The 13,649-nt window shown below is 58.8% G+C and carries 15 protein-coding genes and 2 pseudogenes; 4 read left to right on the top strand and 13 right to left on the bottom strand.

The window, feature by feature from the left end; all coding sequences use genetic code 11:
• Window positions 1–95: 95 nt before the first annotated feature.
• From K408_RS43070 to K408_RS0136135, 13 genes and pseudogenes are all read right to left on the bottom strand, one after another.
• Window positions 96–643, bottom strand: a pseudogene (locus K408_RS43070) (IS66 family transposase); the annotation flags it as partial.
• A gap of 3 nt (window positions 644–646) precedes the next feature.
• Window positions 647–850: pseudogene (locus K408_RS41720) on the bottom strand (NYN domain-containing protein); the annotation flags it as partial.
• A 94-nt stretch (window positions 851–944) separates the two neighbouring features.
• The gene (locus tag K408_RS39905; RefSeq protein WP_080654812.1) at window positions 945–1,577 is read right to left on the bottom strand and encodes a PepSY domain-containing protein; all 633 of its coding nucleotides are present in this window, start codon (window positions 1,575–1,577) and stop codon (window positions 945–947) included.
• Window positions 1,578–1,920: 343 nt separating this feature from the next.
• Entirely contained in the window at window positions 1,921–2,448 is a 528-nt protein-coding gene (locus K408_RS0136100) for a cytochrome c (protein ID WP_080654813.1), read from the bottom strand.
• Window positions 2,414–3,124 (bottom strand): ABC transporter ATP-binding protein, encoded by a 711-nt coding sequence (locus K408_RS0136105; RefSeq protein ID WP_024336861.1) that lies wholly within the window; start codon window positions 3,122–3,124, stop codon window positions 2,414–2,416. The genes K408_RS0136100 and K408_RS0136105 overlap by 35 nt, the downstream gene beginning before the upstream one ends.
• A gap of 1 nt (window position 3,125) precedes the next feature.
• A complete protein-coding gene (locus K408_RS0136110; protein WP_024336862.1) occupies window positions 3,126–4,328 on the bottom strand; it encodes an ABC transporter permease in 1,203 nt (400 codons plus the stop codon).
• Window positions 4,325–5,515, bottom strand: coding sequence for an efflux RND transporter periplasmic adaptor subunit (locus K408_RS0136115; protein WP_024336863.1), 1,191 nt, complete (start codon window positions 5,513–5,515; stop codon window positions 4,325–4,327). Before K408_RS0136115 ends, K408_RS0136110 begins: the two co-directional genes overlap by 4 nt.
• Window positions 5,512–6,120 (bottom strand): TetR/AcrR family transcriptional regulator, encoded by a 609-nt coding sequence (locus K408_RS0136120; protein WP_024336864.1) that lies wholly within the window; start codon window positions 6,118–6,120, stop codon window positions 5,512–5,514. Before K408_RS0136120 ends, K408_RS0136115 begins: the two co-directional genes overlap by 4 nt.
• A gap of 303 nt (window positions 6,121–6,423) precedes the next feature.
• Window positions 6,424–6,657 carry an alpha/beta fold hydrolase gene (locus K408_RS42520; RefSeq protein WP_155248198.1) on the bottom strand — a complete coding sequence of 78 codons (234 nt, stop codon included), beginning with the start codon at window positions 6,655–6,657 and terminating at the stop codon, window positions 6,424–6,426.
• The gene (locus K408_RS40640) at window positions 6,644–6,916 is read right to left on the bottom strand and encodes a hypothetical protein (RefSeq protein WP_155248199.1); all 273 of its coding nucleotides are present in this window, start codon (window positions 6,914–6,916) and stop codon (window positions 6,644–6,646) included. Before K408_RS40640 ends, K408_RS42520 begins: the two co-directional genes overlap by 14 nt.
• 18 nt (window positions 6,917–6,934) lie before the next feature.
• Window positions 6,935–7,417: an alpha/beta hydrolase gene (locus K408_RS40645; RefSeq protein ID WP_080654814.1), complete on the bottom strand. Its 483-nt coding sequence runs from the start codon at window positions 7,415–7,417 to the stop codon at window positions 6,935–6,937.
• 131 nt (window positions 7,418–7,548) lie between these two features.
• A complete protein-coding gene (locus K408_RS0136130) occupies window positions 7,549–7,782 on the bottom strand; it encodes a hypothetical protein (protein WP_024336865.1) in 234 nt (77 codons plus the stop codon).
• A 9-nt stretch (window positions 7,783–7,791) separates the two neighbouring features.
• Window positions 7,792–8,265 (bottom strand): hypothetical protein, encoded by a 474-nt coding sequence (locus K408_RS0136135; protein ID WP_024336866.1) that lies wholly within the window; start codon window positions 8,263–8,265, stop codon window positions 7,792–7,794.
• Window positions 8,266–8,599: 334 nt separating this feature from the next.
• On the opposite strand from K408_RS0136135, the gene K408_RS42525 reads away from it, so the two are divergent.
• From K408_RS42525 to K408_RS39915, 4 genes are all read left to right on the top strand, one after another.
• Complete coding sequence (locus tag K408_RS42525) at window positions 8,600–9,250, top strand: hypothetical protein (RefSeq protein WP_155248200.1); 651 nt, start codon at window positions 8,600–8,602, stop codon at window positions 9,248–9,250.
• Window positions 9,251–10,240: 990 nt separating this feature from the next.
• Entirely contained in the window at window positions 10,241–10,522 is a 282-nt protein-coding gene (locus tag K408_RS0136145; RefSeq protein WP_155248201.1) for a hypothetical protein, read from the top strand.
• Window positions 10,523–10,636: 114 nt separating this feature from the next.
• Complete coding sequence (locus tag K408_RS0136150) at window positions 10,637–12,829, top strand: ATP-binding protein (protein ID WP_024336868.1); 2,193 nt, start codon at window positions 10,637–10,639, stop codon at window positions 12,827–12,829.
• Window positions 12,826–13,641: an SIR2 family protein gene (locus tag K408_RS39915; protein ID WP_051350493.1), complete on the top strand. Its 816-nt coding sequence runs from the start codon at window positions 12,826–12,828 to the stop codon at window positions 13,639–13,641. The genes K408_RS0136150 and K408_RS39915 overlap by 4 nt, the downstream gene beginning before the upstream one ends.
• Window positions 13,642–13,649 lie beyond the last annotated feature (8 nt).

Raw genomic sequence — 13,649 nt, forward strand, 5'->3', positions numbered from 1 at the left:
GCAAAATCGATCTGCTTCAAGCCAGACTAATCGGTGCAGAATAGTCGGCGCTGCACCAAACTTGCGTCAGAGCCAAATTTGCAAGCCGATTGACACTCAAGGGCCTCGCGGGCAACCGGAGCCGGCGCCGGAGCAACCTCGCGCTCGATCTTCACAAACTGGCCCCGCAGATGCGACCAGCAGAAGGCGAGCGTCCCGGACAGGGCGTCCGCACGCGTCTCTCGGGTCATGGTCTTGTATGCCTGATAGCCGCCGCAGTGGATGATGCCGCGATAGCCCGCGAGCAAGCGCAAGCCATGAAGGGCCCCGCGGCCCGGTGCATAGGCATAAGCGACCCCAGGTGGGTCAGGTCCGGCCAGGACCTGTCATCGCGCGATAACGCCCAGAAGCAGCCGGTTTTACCTGCCGCATCCCGGATCCAACACCGGTGCCGCGGTCTCATCGACACAGAGCTCCGAAGAGTCGAGCGAAGCTGGCGCAAACGATGCCACAAGGGCTTCAATTCCTGGGCCGCATAGCCGACCCAGAAGGCGAGCGTGGAACGGTCCATGGCGATATCGTGCGTCGCCAGCATCTGCGCCTGGCGGTAAAGCGGCAAATGCTAATGATACTTGGCGTCGATAACATGCGCGACCAGCCGCTCGGCGAGCCAGTCCAAGCGGGGACGCAGAGAAGAATATTCTGTATCCTCGATCAGGGCGGTGTAATAGAAGGCCCGCAACAGCGTCGCGTGGCTTTGAAATCCGATGAGCAAGCGCTTGTAGTCAATCTCGAAGCCAAGGGTCTTCGCTGTGGCGTGGAGGTTCGCGCCGTCGATAAAGAGCGCAATTGACCCTGATGTCGCAAACATGGCCATCTGATCTACCGGCATTGTCTCCTTCTCTTATCTTTGATTCGCAGTTCTATTAGGCGTGCGAGCTGCTCTTGCGCGAACTGAATAGCGTTTATCCGCAGGGCTGGATCACGGCAGAGTGACGTGGATGAGGCTCGCGGCGATGGGCTCTCGGCGGCTCAAGGGTGACCTGCTTTAGGTCGTCTCCGCTTACGACGACAATGACGAAGTTGAACCTCTCGGCTTCTCTGACTATCGTTCCGCCGATAGCTTTTCCCTGCGTGGCTCGTTCCGCAATGAGGACAGCGTCCAGGAGGCTCTGCTGAACAGTCGTCAGCGCGATGACGCTATTCCGATCTTTCGTATTCAGGTCTTCTCTCAAAGAGACGATCTCGCCGCCTGTAACGTCTCCAGTGCGTGCATCGATGGCGACATTCCAGATTCGATCGACCTTTACTGTCTTAACTCGGTAGACCGGCGACCCTGAGCTGCCGTCAAGGCCGATATCCCACGTGCTCGAACCCGGGTGCAACTGTTCGGCTGCGAGCAGCGCCTGGCAAAGTGAAATCTGCGTCCCACGAAATAGCTCTAGCTCACGGTTGATCATCTGCTGATCAAGCTCGGCGCGATCTCCAGCCGGATTTCGAGAAGCAGGAGGCGTGGCGGTTGAAGAAGCAATCGCACTTGCATACGCTGGTAGCGTCAAAACCAACAAGATCGCTGCAAATAAGCATCTCTTCCACATTGGGCTTCTCATGTGTCTCTGACTTCACGCGCGATTGTCAGCGGTTCTTAGATATCACCGCGGCAGTCGGAAAAGCGGCGCGATTGTCTCTGCGCTCCTCCGGTAGGTGACACGATCGGCGGCGGGGTTTTTGTTCGTGCAATGCCAGCTGACGGTGCGTCTTTGGATTAACTCGATCGCGATAACCTCGCAGTTTCCGGACGAATTATCGGACGGCGACTGCCTAACGAGCCAGTCGATCATGTCCAAGTGAGTTTCGAGGACGTACAAGCTGGCGATGAGGCGTTGCTGCCCTGCCGGTACCACAGGCAAAAATGGGTCCATTGTAGATATGCGGCGGGTCTCAGTCTTTCCCATAAAAATGCTCCACAAAAGGCTTGCGGAAGCGCTGGTGGCAGGCGGAGCAACTGTCTTGCAAGGCGGTAAAGGACGCAATGACCGCCGGTGCATCGCGCTGAAGTGCAGCCTCTTCCAGGGCTCGCGCTGCGTGATGTGTTTTCCCGTCGTATGCTCGAAATGCACTGGCGTCGGCCCCCATGAAGCTGAGGATACGCATCCTCTCACCCACGGATGGTTGTGGATGCTCGGCGATCGAGAGAGCGGTCTTGGCAACAAAAGCCCAATCCTTTCGGGAAATGGCGTTAGCAATCCCTTTCACGTTCTTGTCCAGGTCCTGCATGATCTTGCGCAGCTCTAGCGGCCTGGCATCAGCCGCTTCGCCAGCCCGGACATGCTGTGCGGCGGTTGCGGCAAGTATGCAGGCCGTCACCAACGTAAAGAGAGTTGGAATGAAATACGAAGGTCCTGCACGGCAAGCCCCGCCGTAAGTGGGTTGGTCAATCGATGCTACGTCCTTGGCCGGCTTCTTCATGAGTTGCTCCGTCACGAATGTGGTAGATGCGTTTGAAGGTTGGGATGATCTTCTCGTCGTGTGTGACCACGATGATGGCGGTCTCGAAGCGCTGCGCCATATCATTCAAGATCCGGATCACAGCCAAAGCCCGCGCGCTATCCAGCGGTGCAGTCGGTTCGTCAGCCAGTATCACGGGCGGGTGATTCACAAGACCTCGAGCAATGGCGACACGCTGCTGCTCTCCTCCCGAAAGCTGTGACGGCATGGCTCCGGCGCGATGCTCCACATCGAGAGCTCTCAGTAGTGCCAATGCGCGTTGACGCGCTTCGCTGTTGGGGGTCCCGGCGAGCATGGGCAGAAGCGCAACATTGTCCGTCACGTCCAGGAACGGGATCAGGTATGGCGCTTGAAAGACGAAACCGATTTTGTCGCGGCGGAGCGCGCGCAGATCGGATATTTTCCAGCCGTCGTCGTAGATCACCTCGTCGCCGAGAATCATGCGCCCAGCGGTTGGATCAATCACCGCGCCCAGCGCCTTAAGCAGGGTGCTCTTGCCCGAGCCGGATGGCCCGATCAAGCCGATCACCTCGCCCGGCGCGACCTGCATATCCACGCGCTTCAAGGCGTCGACGGCGGTGTCGCCGCTACCATAGCGCTTTCTCAACCCCTCGATACGAATGCCCTTGCCGACCATCTCATCCCCCGATGGCATCGGCCGGGTCGACTTGGAGCGCCATGCGGATGGCAATCACGCTCGCCAGCGCACAAATGACCATGATGGCTATGGCTCCGGCAATCGAGTCGGTCGGTATGAGGAGGACGTATTTGGGAAAGAATGGTGCGGCAAAGGTCGCCGTTATCTTGCCCACCACAAACCCGATAAGTCCCAGGACGATCGCTTGCTGCAAAATCATCGCGGCGATCGTTCGATTTCGCGTACCGATCAATTTCAGAACCGCGATTTCGCGGATCTTGTCCATCGTCAGGGTGTAGATGATGAATGCGACAATAGCCGCGCTGACGATGGCCAATATCGCCAGAAACATGCCAATCTGTTTGGCGGAGGTGGCGATCAGCTTGCCGACGAGAATGTCCTCCATCTGAGGCCGGGTATAGGCGGTCAGGCGTTTCCAGCGTCGGATCGATTCGGCCACCTCATCTGCGGCGTAGCCCGGCTTGACGCGTACGAGCACGGCATTGACGTAAGGATTGCTACTTTGTGAGGCGATCACAGCATCGAGGAGGCCAGGTACACCAGGCCGGTTGAGGCTGGGATTCTCCGCCGTTCGTCGGCGTTGCTGGACGATCGCGTCGTTGTCCTTCAGGAATTGCGCCTCCTGGCCGTCCTTCAACGGGATGAATACCATCGGATCGCCATTGGACGAGACCATGCGTCGGGTAAGCCCCACGACCTTGTATTGATTGCGACGGATGATAATTCGATCGCCCAGCTCGAACCCGGTGGCGACGTCGGCGACCGCCTCATAGTGGCTGCGGGTGATTTGTCGTCCGGCGACGAGAAACGGCGGCCAGCCGGGCGTATCCGTTGCTCCGGAAGCGATGCCGACCACCATGGCGCGCACATCCGCATTCCCCGTCCGCACTTGCATGGTTAGATAAGTGACATTGGCAGCCTGAGCGACGCCCGGCATTGCCAAAATACTGCGGTATGCGTCGTCATTCAGGCTCGAGGACTCTGCGTAGGGCCCCAGCGTATTTTTTTGCACGACCCACAGATCGGCACCGCTGTTGTCGAGCAACACCTTGCCGTCGTCGACCATGCCTCGATACACGCCGGCCATCGTCAGTGTCACGCCTATCAAGAGACCCAGGCCGACGCCCGTGAATACGAACTTCCCCCACGAGTGCAGGATATCGCGGCCGGCGAGGCTGATCATCTTGACGGTCCGACAATGTTTTCGACCACATGCGCGCGGCTTTGCGCACTCAGCATCCTTTCGCTGTAGGCCACGACCTGATCGCCGTCATTGAGACCTTCCAGCACCTGGATGTTACCGTCCAGATCGGCGGCGCCGAATCTGACAGAGGTGAAGCGCGGATTTCCATTGATCATCCGCCACACGCCCGGCTTGCCGTCGACGCGCTGAATGGCCGCATTAGGAATGACCGGTGTTGCTGGGAGGGGACGCAGTGCGACGGTGACCTCGGCAAGTTCACCAATCGGCGGCAGAGGATCAGGTATCGTGTCGAACACGATCTTAGCCAGGGTTTCCTCAGTCACTGCGTCGGCCACAGGCTCTACGCGCAATACGCGGCCGGCGAGCTGATTGCCGCGAGAGCGTAGCGCTATGCGCGCCGGAAGATCGGCGTCGAGTCCTGCGGCGCCGCTTTGATCGAAACGGACATTGATCCACAGCTGTCGAGGGTCGATCACTTCGATCACGGGCTGCCCTGCGATCAGCGTCGTTCCGGGATCGGCGTGGCGCACAGCCACCAGGCCATCCACTGGCGCGAGCAGGCGCAAACTTGCCCGCTGCTGGATCAAACCTTCCCGGTCGTTACGGGTGCGCAGCAACTCGTGACGATAGGCGTCCAAATTGGATTTGGCAGCCATGAGGACCGCCTCCGTGGTCTGCCGGTCCTGCCGCTTTCCTTCGATGGCGGCTTCGCTCACCACCTGCGTCTGCCAAAGCCGTTCGTAACGACTTGCCTGCGCTTCAGCGTAGTTCTGTCGAGCCAGCGCGTCCTGAACTTGCGCTTCGGCCGCCGACACGGATGCCTCGGCGCGCTTGATTGCGGCCTCTTGGGCCATAATGCGATCGTCGAGATCGACGGGATCCATTTCCCCCAAGAGCTGACCCGCGTGGACCCTGTCGCCGGCATTCACGTCCACCCGCTTAATCCGCCCGGCAGCCGTCGGGCCGATCTTGTATGTGAAGCGGGCCTCCACCGTGCCGACGCCGAACAGAGCCGGCGTGATAGGCCGGCTTTCGACGGGTACAACGGTCACTTGGACAGGTGCGAGCGGCCCCGATCGCAATGCAACATAGACGAACAGCGCCAGCAAGGGCACGATCACGGCCAGAAGCGCCAATGTTCGGCGGTGGAGCGATGAGCGTTTCACGGCGCAACCTCGATCCCGCGACGGAAGATTGCGAAAACGCCTGGCGCATCGCGGCGGATGCGGTCTACCTCACCGGCGAGGAGCGACTGCATGACCAGTCCTTGGATCATGCCAATGAAGAGCGTGGCGGCTGCTTCGTTATCGAGCCTCGCAGGAAGTTCGCCGGATTGTTTGCCCTGTTCGATGATGCGATGCAGGCGTTCGCCGTAGCGGCGAAGTAACGTTTGCACCATGCGCTTCGCCACCGTCGGCTCAGCACCCTGCAACTCGCCGAACAACATACGTGGCACACCCGGATGGTCCACTACGAATTGAATGTGGGTCATGAAGATGGCTTCGAGCGCGGCCATTGGAGAGGTCGCGGAGCGCGCCGCATCGTCGACCCGGGCGAGCAGCCGCTTCGCTACCCACTCCATGACAGCCTGCAGGATCGCGTCCTTGGTCGGAAAGTGCCTGAACAGGGAGCCTTGGGTTACCCCCATGCGCTTTGCGATCGCGGCTGTCGTTATCTCGCTCGGATTTTGTTCGGCCGACAGGCTAACGACAGCCTCAACGGTGACAGCCCGTCTTTCGTCTGCGGGGAGATGTTTGGCACGGGTACGCATTTAGGCCTCGAAGAAAGTAATCAATTACTACCTTAGCATGAGATCGGCGATTTGCAATTCCGAATGTGGGAGTTCTCCAACGTGAGTTGCTAGTTCTTATTGCCACTGATTTGCAGGATATTCAGGAAGGCCGCGGGACATAGCCGTGGTTGGGAGCGCCATGGACGACCGAAATTTCCTGATCCGCGGCGGGCGAGACGAGCCACACACACCGTCATCTCCGCAATTCCAATGTGGCCAACGTGCTGGAAAACCCATGATTTCTCTTCAAGACAACGTCTTTTCGCATTGCCGCGTAGCGGCTCATTTTCGCGTCGAGAGAAATGCCCGGCTTGCCGCGGTGAAGCCGTCACGGTTGCGTTCGTAAGGCCCCCAATGCGTGGCATCCACGACAACCGTCTCTTGCGCACCCGGAATCTTCGCGGCTAATTGCTTGTCCGCGAATGAATCCCGATCCCCTCGAACGACAAGCGTTGGAACCTTGATCTTGGCTGCGTCGTAGATTGGGCGAGCGCTCCAGATCTCAAAAAAGGTCAACGAGCGGCCCCATCGGGCGGATGACGATCTTTGGCTGCGCCGCGGGGTCGGTATGGCCGCAGCGTTCCGCCAGCGCCTGCACTTTCGCAATCGTCTCAGCATCGACAAGTCCCGAAGATCCCCTCAGCATCATGTGCCAGTGCCCCAGCACCATGCCGGCATCGAGCTTTTGATAGGGAGCGTGCGGCTGTCCGAACCTCGCAGAGTCCTCCTTGGCGGCCAACGGCTCCGTCATCATCAGCAGCTTGAAAGCACGCATCGCGCCTACGAGGACCATTCAATCGACAAGATCGTGCCGGTCAAGCGCCACCATCGATGCAACCACCGCACCCCAGCTCCAGCCGACCAGCGACACCTTCGGCGCACCAGTCTCCTTGCGGATCGCTTCAATCACCGCGACGACGTCCTGCACGGCGTCTGTCGCCCGGTCAACGGGAGCGGCGGCTTCCGGACGACTGGACTGGCCGAAACCGCGAAAATCGATGGCATAGACCGTGAAGCCGGCTTCGCTCAGGTCGTCCATCCACGACAATCCCGGCGCGAGATCGAATGCTTCAGCGCACGGAGACCCGAACGCATGCAGCATGAGCACAGGACTGTTAGCGCTCGCGCTCTTGGCCTTCTTGCTGATCAGGTGGATGGAGATATTCGGGTCCCCTCCGGCGACAGCGGTCTCGATACGGTCGGCCGCTAGGGTCATTCGGGGAAGCGCAACCAGCATGGCCATCATCAGCATAGTTTTAAGTGGTCGCATGATCATCCTCCCAAAGTCCAGTGGGGTCGAAGGCAGATAATGAATCGTCCTTTCTGGAGCGTATCGAAGTCGTGCATCCAAACGTTCTCTGCAACCACGCACGATCGCGCTCTTGATCAGTGGAAGCAGCGACAAGGTCAGGATGCTACAATCGAAATGGAGATGGCGATATAAATCGGAGGCGGGATTGTCCGCTCAAGAGACAAGGCCATCAACATGACAATGTGCTCGACGATCAGCATGACGCGATAGGCAGGTGCAGGTACGACTGGAAGCGCAGGCGCGCGCCAGTACCGGCCGTACGCCGCAAAAGTGCTCGGGACTGCGGGCGTGCAGCCCCATTTGAGATCGTCCACCGAGGCCAGCTGCATATAAGAACTTCAATGTTCCACCGGCTGCCAGCCGGCATGGTCGAAATGCTCGCCGTATTGCGCCAGCGCCCGCACGATCTTCACAGCGCCTTGATCGCGGCCGGTCGCGGCCTTCATGTCAGTGGCGCCATCGATGATCTGCTCGAGGACAAGGTGAAGTTGCTGGTCGGCCTGCTCGGGCAGCTTGCAGTTTCCGACCACGTAGTCGATTTGCTTCTGGATGCGCTCCGCCAGCGCTTCGTATTGCGCGGGCGTGAACGCATTATTGTGAATGGACATCAGTGATTGCGTCATGGCTACACGGATTTCGCTCATGCCGCGGCGCACCACGTCATCTGTCTGCCACTTCTTGCCGTGGTCTAGCCGAAGCTGGACTGGCGCAGTCGTTCCGCCGTGGTCGTGCGGCTCAGCGGCGAGGCCAGGATTACCCGTGATCAATCCGAGCGCCACGACAGCGGGTATGAGCGACTTGGTCAGAAACATCACCTGGGCTTCTCCGATCTGAGCTTATTTATTCTCAGGTAGGAGGACGGCGACGGTCACGAGCTTGCGCCAAAGCAATAATCTGGGCGAATGAGCTGCGGCCCCATGACGCAGCCGAGTGCTTTGCGGGTCAACTAAGTGGATCAAATCTGACGCTGACTGTTGATGGAGGAACAGGAGGCTGACGCCGTAGGCGCCGCAGACCAATTTCTGATCCCCAGCATCCCAGATGCACAGGTGTGCAAATACTAGTATTAATAGCGAGACAAAAGGTATCAAATACTAGCAAACGATAGTCCTTGCTAGGTTCGAGCTGAGCATCTAGGGTCACTGCATGACTGTGGACCTCGATCAGCTTAGCAAAGAGGCTTTAGAGTTGGATACCGAGCTATCTAACTCGCGATCCAGCCGTGAAAGGACAGGAACCACGAAGGCAATTCGGGCTGCTCTTTCGGAAATCTATAAGCTTCGCGAGCGCGGGGTACGATGGTCTGCGATTGCGGCAGCTCTTGCCGGTCAGGGCATCGTCCAGGGTAAGGATCGTAGTGCACTCACGACCAATCGACTGACCGCGCTTGTTCGTCAAATTGAATTGCAGAACGAAAAACGGGCCTTAAAGCGAACGGCGGAAGTAACAGACGGAGCGCCCAAGCGGATCGCAACGAAGAATCGACACGCAACCTCGTCATCTAAGGACGCAAGAACGTCAGGGATTACTCACGGGGTTCGACATCCCGCTGCTAGAAGCCGACAAGCTTCCAAAGCCGTGGATTTCAGGGAGGAGCAATCCGGTCCGGCACCGCGCGGTGATAGAAAAATAGATCGAGGAAATGGCGATGTTTCCCGCAAAAGAAACGCGCACGAGGATCGTTCGGAAATTGATTCGCGTCCGTCGAAGCGCGGGATGAAATCAGCTGAGCAATCTAACCGGGAAGTGCTCGCATTCATGGATCGAGCTAAGGCTGTTCGCCAGCGACGGGACTGAGGTTTCTCCGCGGTCCGGGTTAAATCAAGCAATATCCCTCGCTCTTTCAAGCCCAAGTAGCGAGTGATTGGAAAATGATCTAGATCGATTGAGTGAACGGCTACTACGCTTCAAACACAACTATCTATTTCGAGATCATCGACCTCTCGATTTGCCATGCGCATTCGCTCAACCGCTCAAACACTCAAACACACCTGAAGGACTGTAAGAGTGCCAACTGCGGGATCACCCCGGACGAATACCGCGGGTGGGGACGATTTGAACGACGCTATGCGCAAGCTATTTGATATATGTGCCAGCCTCATCCCGCTGCTTGAGCAGGAGATGAGCATCTCGCATCGGACGGCGGCCGGACTCAGGTGAAAATCACGGCTACCCAGACCGGGCCGAGCGGCTGTCACTGCGAGGAGAGATCGCTCTTCGAACCGATAGACGAGCATATCGGGCCTTAGGCGTCTGCCATCCGGCTTCCATGGACGTCGCAGAGCGATCGTTCCGCCTGGCGCCTTACGTCTTCGACTGGCGGTCGACGTAAGCGAGGAGAAATCGTTTCACAACCGTCAATTGCAGCGATACGGTCAGGCGTTTGTCGGTCGGGGAGCCAATGTCAAAGCCAAGGCCAAGATGCGCGCCGCGGCATGGGAAGTGGGGCCCGGTAAAGCCAGGGTTCTGGCCAATTTGGCACGGGAACAAGCAGTCACTACCGGATAATTGCTATGCTGTTCGCACGAACGAGAACGGCCAATGGGAGGACCGGTTCGACGGGATGTCCGAAAGGGTTGGCCGCCGATCACCAAGCCGGAGTCGATCTTTGTGCCAGCGGGGGATGAAGGCCTCGATCTGTCCATGGTGTGGACAGACCAGAGTGATCCCGCTTGCCGAAGCCCACAAAGTCTGCGGATCTGTGGCGATCGGATTCCGCCTGAGGGGCAATAGCCTTGGAGAAGCTGCCGACCACTGCCAGATAGCAGTGCTCAATTAGGCGGGCGGTTGACATACATGGTGCAGAGTTGCGGTGCAGCCCGGCCGTCGGTGATCGCCATCTGGCCGGCAACGAAATCGATCGGTTTGAGGTTTGTAGAAGGCACGAACGGGCAGCCGTTCTTTTGTTCGATTGTGCGCGCGATCTCCCATGTTCAGCTTCACGCCCGCGCCGGCAGCCTGGTTAAGGTCCAGAAGTTGTTGGCGACGACTGGCGGCCGGCACAAAAACATGCCCGGCTCCGCGAGCGCGCCGGAAGAAATCAGCAGCGCCGAGCACGGCAGAAGGTAGAGCGACATTTTCATTCTAGTTCCGCCCAAGCCATTGAATTTCCTTGCACAACGCGCGTTTCCAGCCTTTTCGGACCAAGTTGTGTGGTAGTACTCCGCGCAACCGGAGAATCGCATGGTATCGAGTCGCCTGCAGACCAGTTTGGCAGATCGCACGAAAGCGCTCTGCGCCAACATCGTCGTGTTCTACATCGCGCTCTACGTGACGTCGGGAAACCTGCTCCCGACCGGCGGTCTTGAGAGCGTCTGGTTTCTGAGCGGCCTGGCGCTCTGGTTTCTGGCGCTGTTATCAGCCCCGTGGTTCGTCCCCCCGAAAGACGCCCTGTCGAACGCGATAGCGGCAATGGCGATATTGGTTACGGCCGATCTCACTGGGGTCGGGGCTCTGCGACACCATCTTGAGGCCTTCCGGTGGCTGGCCGTGGGCTATTGCCTGATTATCATGGTCTGCGCGATTTTTGCCCTGTTCGCGCACGACAAGAACCGGCGATCACCAATCGGCAGATTCTTGTTCCGGCTAACCGATACCTTCGGCCAGGGTGAACTGCTCTATACATCCCCTGCTCTCATCAGCATCGTTGGCGCTTACTCGAGCAGTCCCATTACGGTCGCTTGGCTGACGATCCTTTGGACCCTGATAGCCATTGGCAGACCTGCCGAGCGGGTTTTGGCGGCGTGGAAACAGTGGCAAGCGGAAGCCGAGCACCAGGTTTCATCGCCTGCGGTCGGATCAATCGAGCGCATCGACCATCCGGACATCATACGCGTGAAACTCGCCCGTGGCGCAGCCTGGAAGCCCAACACGCTGCATACGGCCGCCATGTCGAATGGTGATCAGTGCTTTGTGCTTGCGCTGTTCAGCCAAGTGCAGGGGCTGGAGGTGATGGGCACCGGGCTATGCGTGGCAATGGTGCAAGACAAGATCGCGCTTGAGGAAGGCGAAGTGGTGCAATCGCACTCGCCCGAGAAGACCGCCCAGTTCATCGAGAACCTGAGCGGTACGCCGGGATCGGAATTGGTCGGGTTCACTGTCGAGAACTCCAACATCGGCGTGCTGCGCTTCGAGGTGTCAGCGGCATCGCCGTTGGCCGAGGGCCAGGTGGTCTTTGTCCGGCTGAACGGGACCGACGTGTTCTACCAGATTCTCGACGCCCAAACCGCCGAAGAGAGCTTCGATCAGAACCCCCGCGGCACACACATCGTCAACGCCGTTCAGCTCGGCTGCTACTCGCCGGAGGCTGGTTTCACCAAATACGGCTGGCTCTCGACGATGAACACGCCCGTGTTTTGGGCCAAGGCGCGTGTGTTCCCCGCGCCCACCCTGAAGGAGGGCGAGTTCGTCATCGGCAATGTGCCATCGACAAACATCGGGGTGACTGCCGCCCTCAATGATCTCGTGCAATTCCACACGGCCGTTCTCGGCATGACGGGCACCGGTAAGACTGAGCTGGCGCTGGATATCGTCCGGGAGGCCGCAAAGAACGATTTCAAGGTCTTCTGCGTCGATTTTACCGGCGAATACAAGGCGCGCCTGGCCGACTTAAAGCCGATCGTGCCGGCGCCCACGCCGGCAGAGATCGCTGACCTTGATACGAAACTGTTCGCAGTCGAGACCGGAGCCTATGGCGCGCCGCAGGAGAAGGCGGCGCTGAAAACCTGCTTGAGCAAAATCCGCGGATCGGTCGAAAAGCAAATCGATACCTTTCTCACCGGAGGAGAGAAGCTGGCCATCCTTGAGCTGACCGAAATTTCCAACACCAAGGCAACGCTCAGAATCACAGAGCAATACCTCTCGACGATCATGGCGTGGGCGCGACAGCACCGGCAGGCCCGCAAGATCCTGATCGTGCTCGAAGAGGCCCATACCATCATTCCCGAGCATTTCAGCTCTGGCTTTGACAACGAAACCCAATGGGTTGTCAGCCGGATCGGGCAAATCGCGCTCCAGGGCCGCAAATACGGCGTGGGGCTTTTGGTGATCAGTCAGCGCACCGCACTGGTGAGCAAGACGATCTTGTCCCAATGCAACACCTTCCTCACCCACAGCCTAATCGACCAGACCAGCCTGACGTTCCTAGAGAGCGTCTATAGCGCGCAACATGTCCGGTCGATCCCGAACCTCGGCCGATTTCAGTTTCTTGCCGCCGGCAAAGCGATTGGCGCGGAGCGTCCGATATTGCTCGGCCGGCCATTTGACCAGACGAAGAAGGACGCCAGCGACGCCCTGCGGCAGCAGCTCCCTCCGCAACCAGCGGATGCCGCTCAAGCGCTTGATACCCTGCCCTTGGATGATGTCACCGCCAAATGATTGATCCCCTGCACGCTCTTGCCTTTTCCATCTACGAAAATCCTGGCGTCTACTGCATCTTACTTGGCTCGGGTGTATCACGGGCCGCGGAGATACCGACGGGCTGGGAAATCACGCTCGACCTGGTGAGAAGAGTCGCAGCCCTTGAAGGCGTGACGGATGAGACCGATTCGGCCGTGTGGTACAAGCGCATCCACGGCAGTGAACCGGGATATTCAGACTTGCTGGATCAGTTGTCGGCCACACCTGATGAGCGCCGCTCGATACTGCATAGCTATATCGAGCCGATGCCGGAGGAGCTGGAATCCGGAAAGAAGGTGCCCACCAAGGCGCATCGGGCTATCGCCAAGCTGGTGCAGGCTGGCCACATCAGGGTTATCCTGACCACCAATTTCGACCGACTCATTGAAAACGCGTTGCGAGAGATTGGGGTTGAACCGACCGTGATCGGCTCGGAGGATGCGCTGAAGGGTGCGGTTCCGTTGATCCACAGCCGTTGCTACGTCGTCAAGCTGCACGGCGATTATCTCGATACCCGGATACTGAACACGGAGACCGAGCTGAGCGCCTATGCCGCGTCGATGAACACCCTGCTTGACCGCATCATCGATGAACATGGCCTGATTGTCTGCGGTTGGTCAGGGGACTGGGACCCTGCGCTTCGCGCAGCAATCACGCGAGCTCCCAATCGTCGTTATCCGCTGTTTTGGGCTGCACGTGGCAAGCGTAACCCTCCGGTGAGGGCCGCGGTCAGCAAAGTTTCGGGCGATGGCGTTTCAGTGGGTACCGAACTCAGGCCGAAGCTGGACTAGTAGTTGGG

It is taken from the genome of Bradyrhizobium sp. in8p8, from assembly GCF_000426845.1.
GTDB lineage: Bacteria > Pseudomonadota > Alphaproteobacteria > Rhizobiales > Xanthobacteraceae > Bradyrhizobium > Bradyrhizobium japonicum_C.

What these genes read in the sequence shown, in the direction of transcription:
- K408_RS42525 (WP_155248200.1), top strand. Translation starts at nt 8,600, where the DNA reads ATGACTGTGGACCTCGATCAGCTTAGCAAAGAGGCTTTAGAGTTGGAT.
- K408_RS0136135 (WP_024336866.1), bottom strand. Translation starts at nt 8,265, where the DNA reads ATGTTTCTGACCAAGTCGCTCATACCCGCTGTCGTGGCGCTCGGATTG.
- K408_RS39905 (WP_080654812.1), bottom strand. Translation starts at nt 1,577, where the DNA reads ATGTGGAAGAGATGCTTATTTGCAGCGATCTTGTTGGTTTTGACGCTA.
- K408_RS0136105 (WP_024336861.1), bottom strand. Translation starts at nt 3,124, where the DNA reads ATGGTCGGCAAGGGCATTCGTATCGAGGGGTTGAGAAAGCGCTATGGT.
- K408_RS0136150 (WP_024336868.1), top strand. Translation starts at nt 10,637, where the DNA reads ATGGTATCGAGTCGCCTGCAGACCAGTTTGGCAGATCGCACGAAAGCG.
- K408_RS0136120 (WP_024336864.1), bottom strand. Translation starts at nt 6,120, where the DNA reads ATGCGTACCCGTGCCAAACATCTCCCCGCAGACGAAAGACGGGCTGTC.
- K408_RS0136130 (WP_024336865.1), bottom strand. Translation starts at nt 7,782, where the DNA reads ATGCAGCTGGCCTCGGTGGACGATCTCAAATGGGGCTGCACGCCCGCA.
- K408_RS0136100 (WP_080654813.1), bottom strand. Translation starts at nt 2,448, where the DNA reads ATGAAGAAGCCGGCCAAGGACGTAGCATCGATTGACCAACCCACTTAC.
- K408_RS40640 (WP_155248199.1), bottom strand. Translation starts at nt 6,916, where the DNA reads ATGCGTGCTTTCAAGCTGCTGATGATGACGGAGCCGTTGGCCGCCAAG.
- K408_RS40645 (WP_080654814.1), bottom strand. Translation starts at nt 7,417, where the DNA reads ATGATCATGCGACCACTTAAAACTATGCTGATGATGGCCATGCTGGTT.
- K408_RS0136110 (WP_024336862.1), bottom strand. Translation starts at nt 4,328, where the DNA reads ATGATCAGCCTCGCCGGCCGCGATATCCTGCACTCGTGGGGGAAGTTC.
- K408_RS39915 (WP_051350493.1), top strand. Translation starts at nt 12,826, where the DNA reads ATGATTGATCCCCTGCACGCTCTTGCCTTTTCCATCTACGAAAATCCT.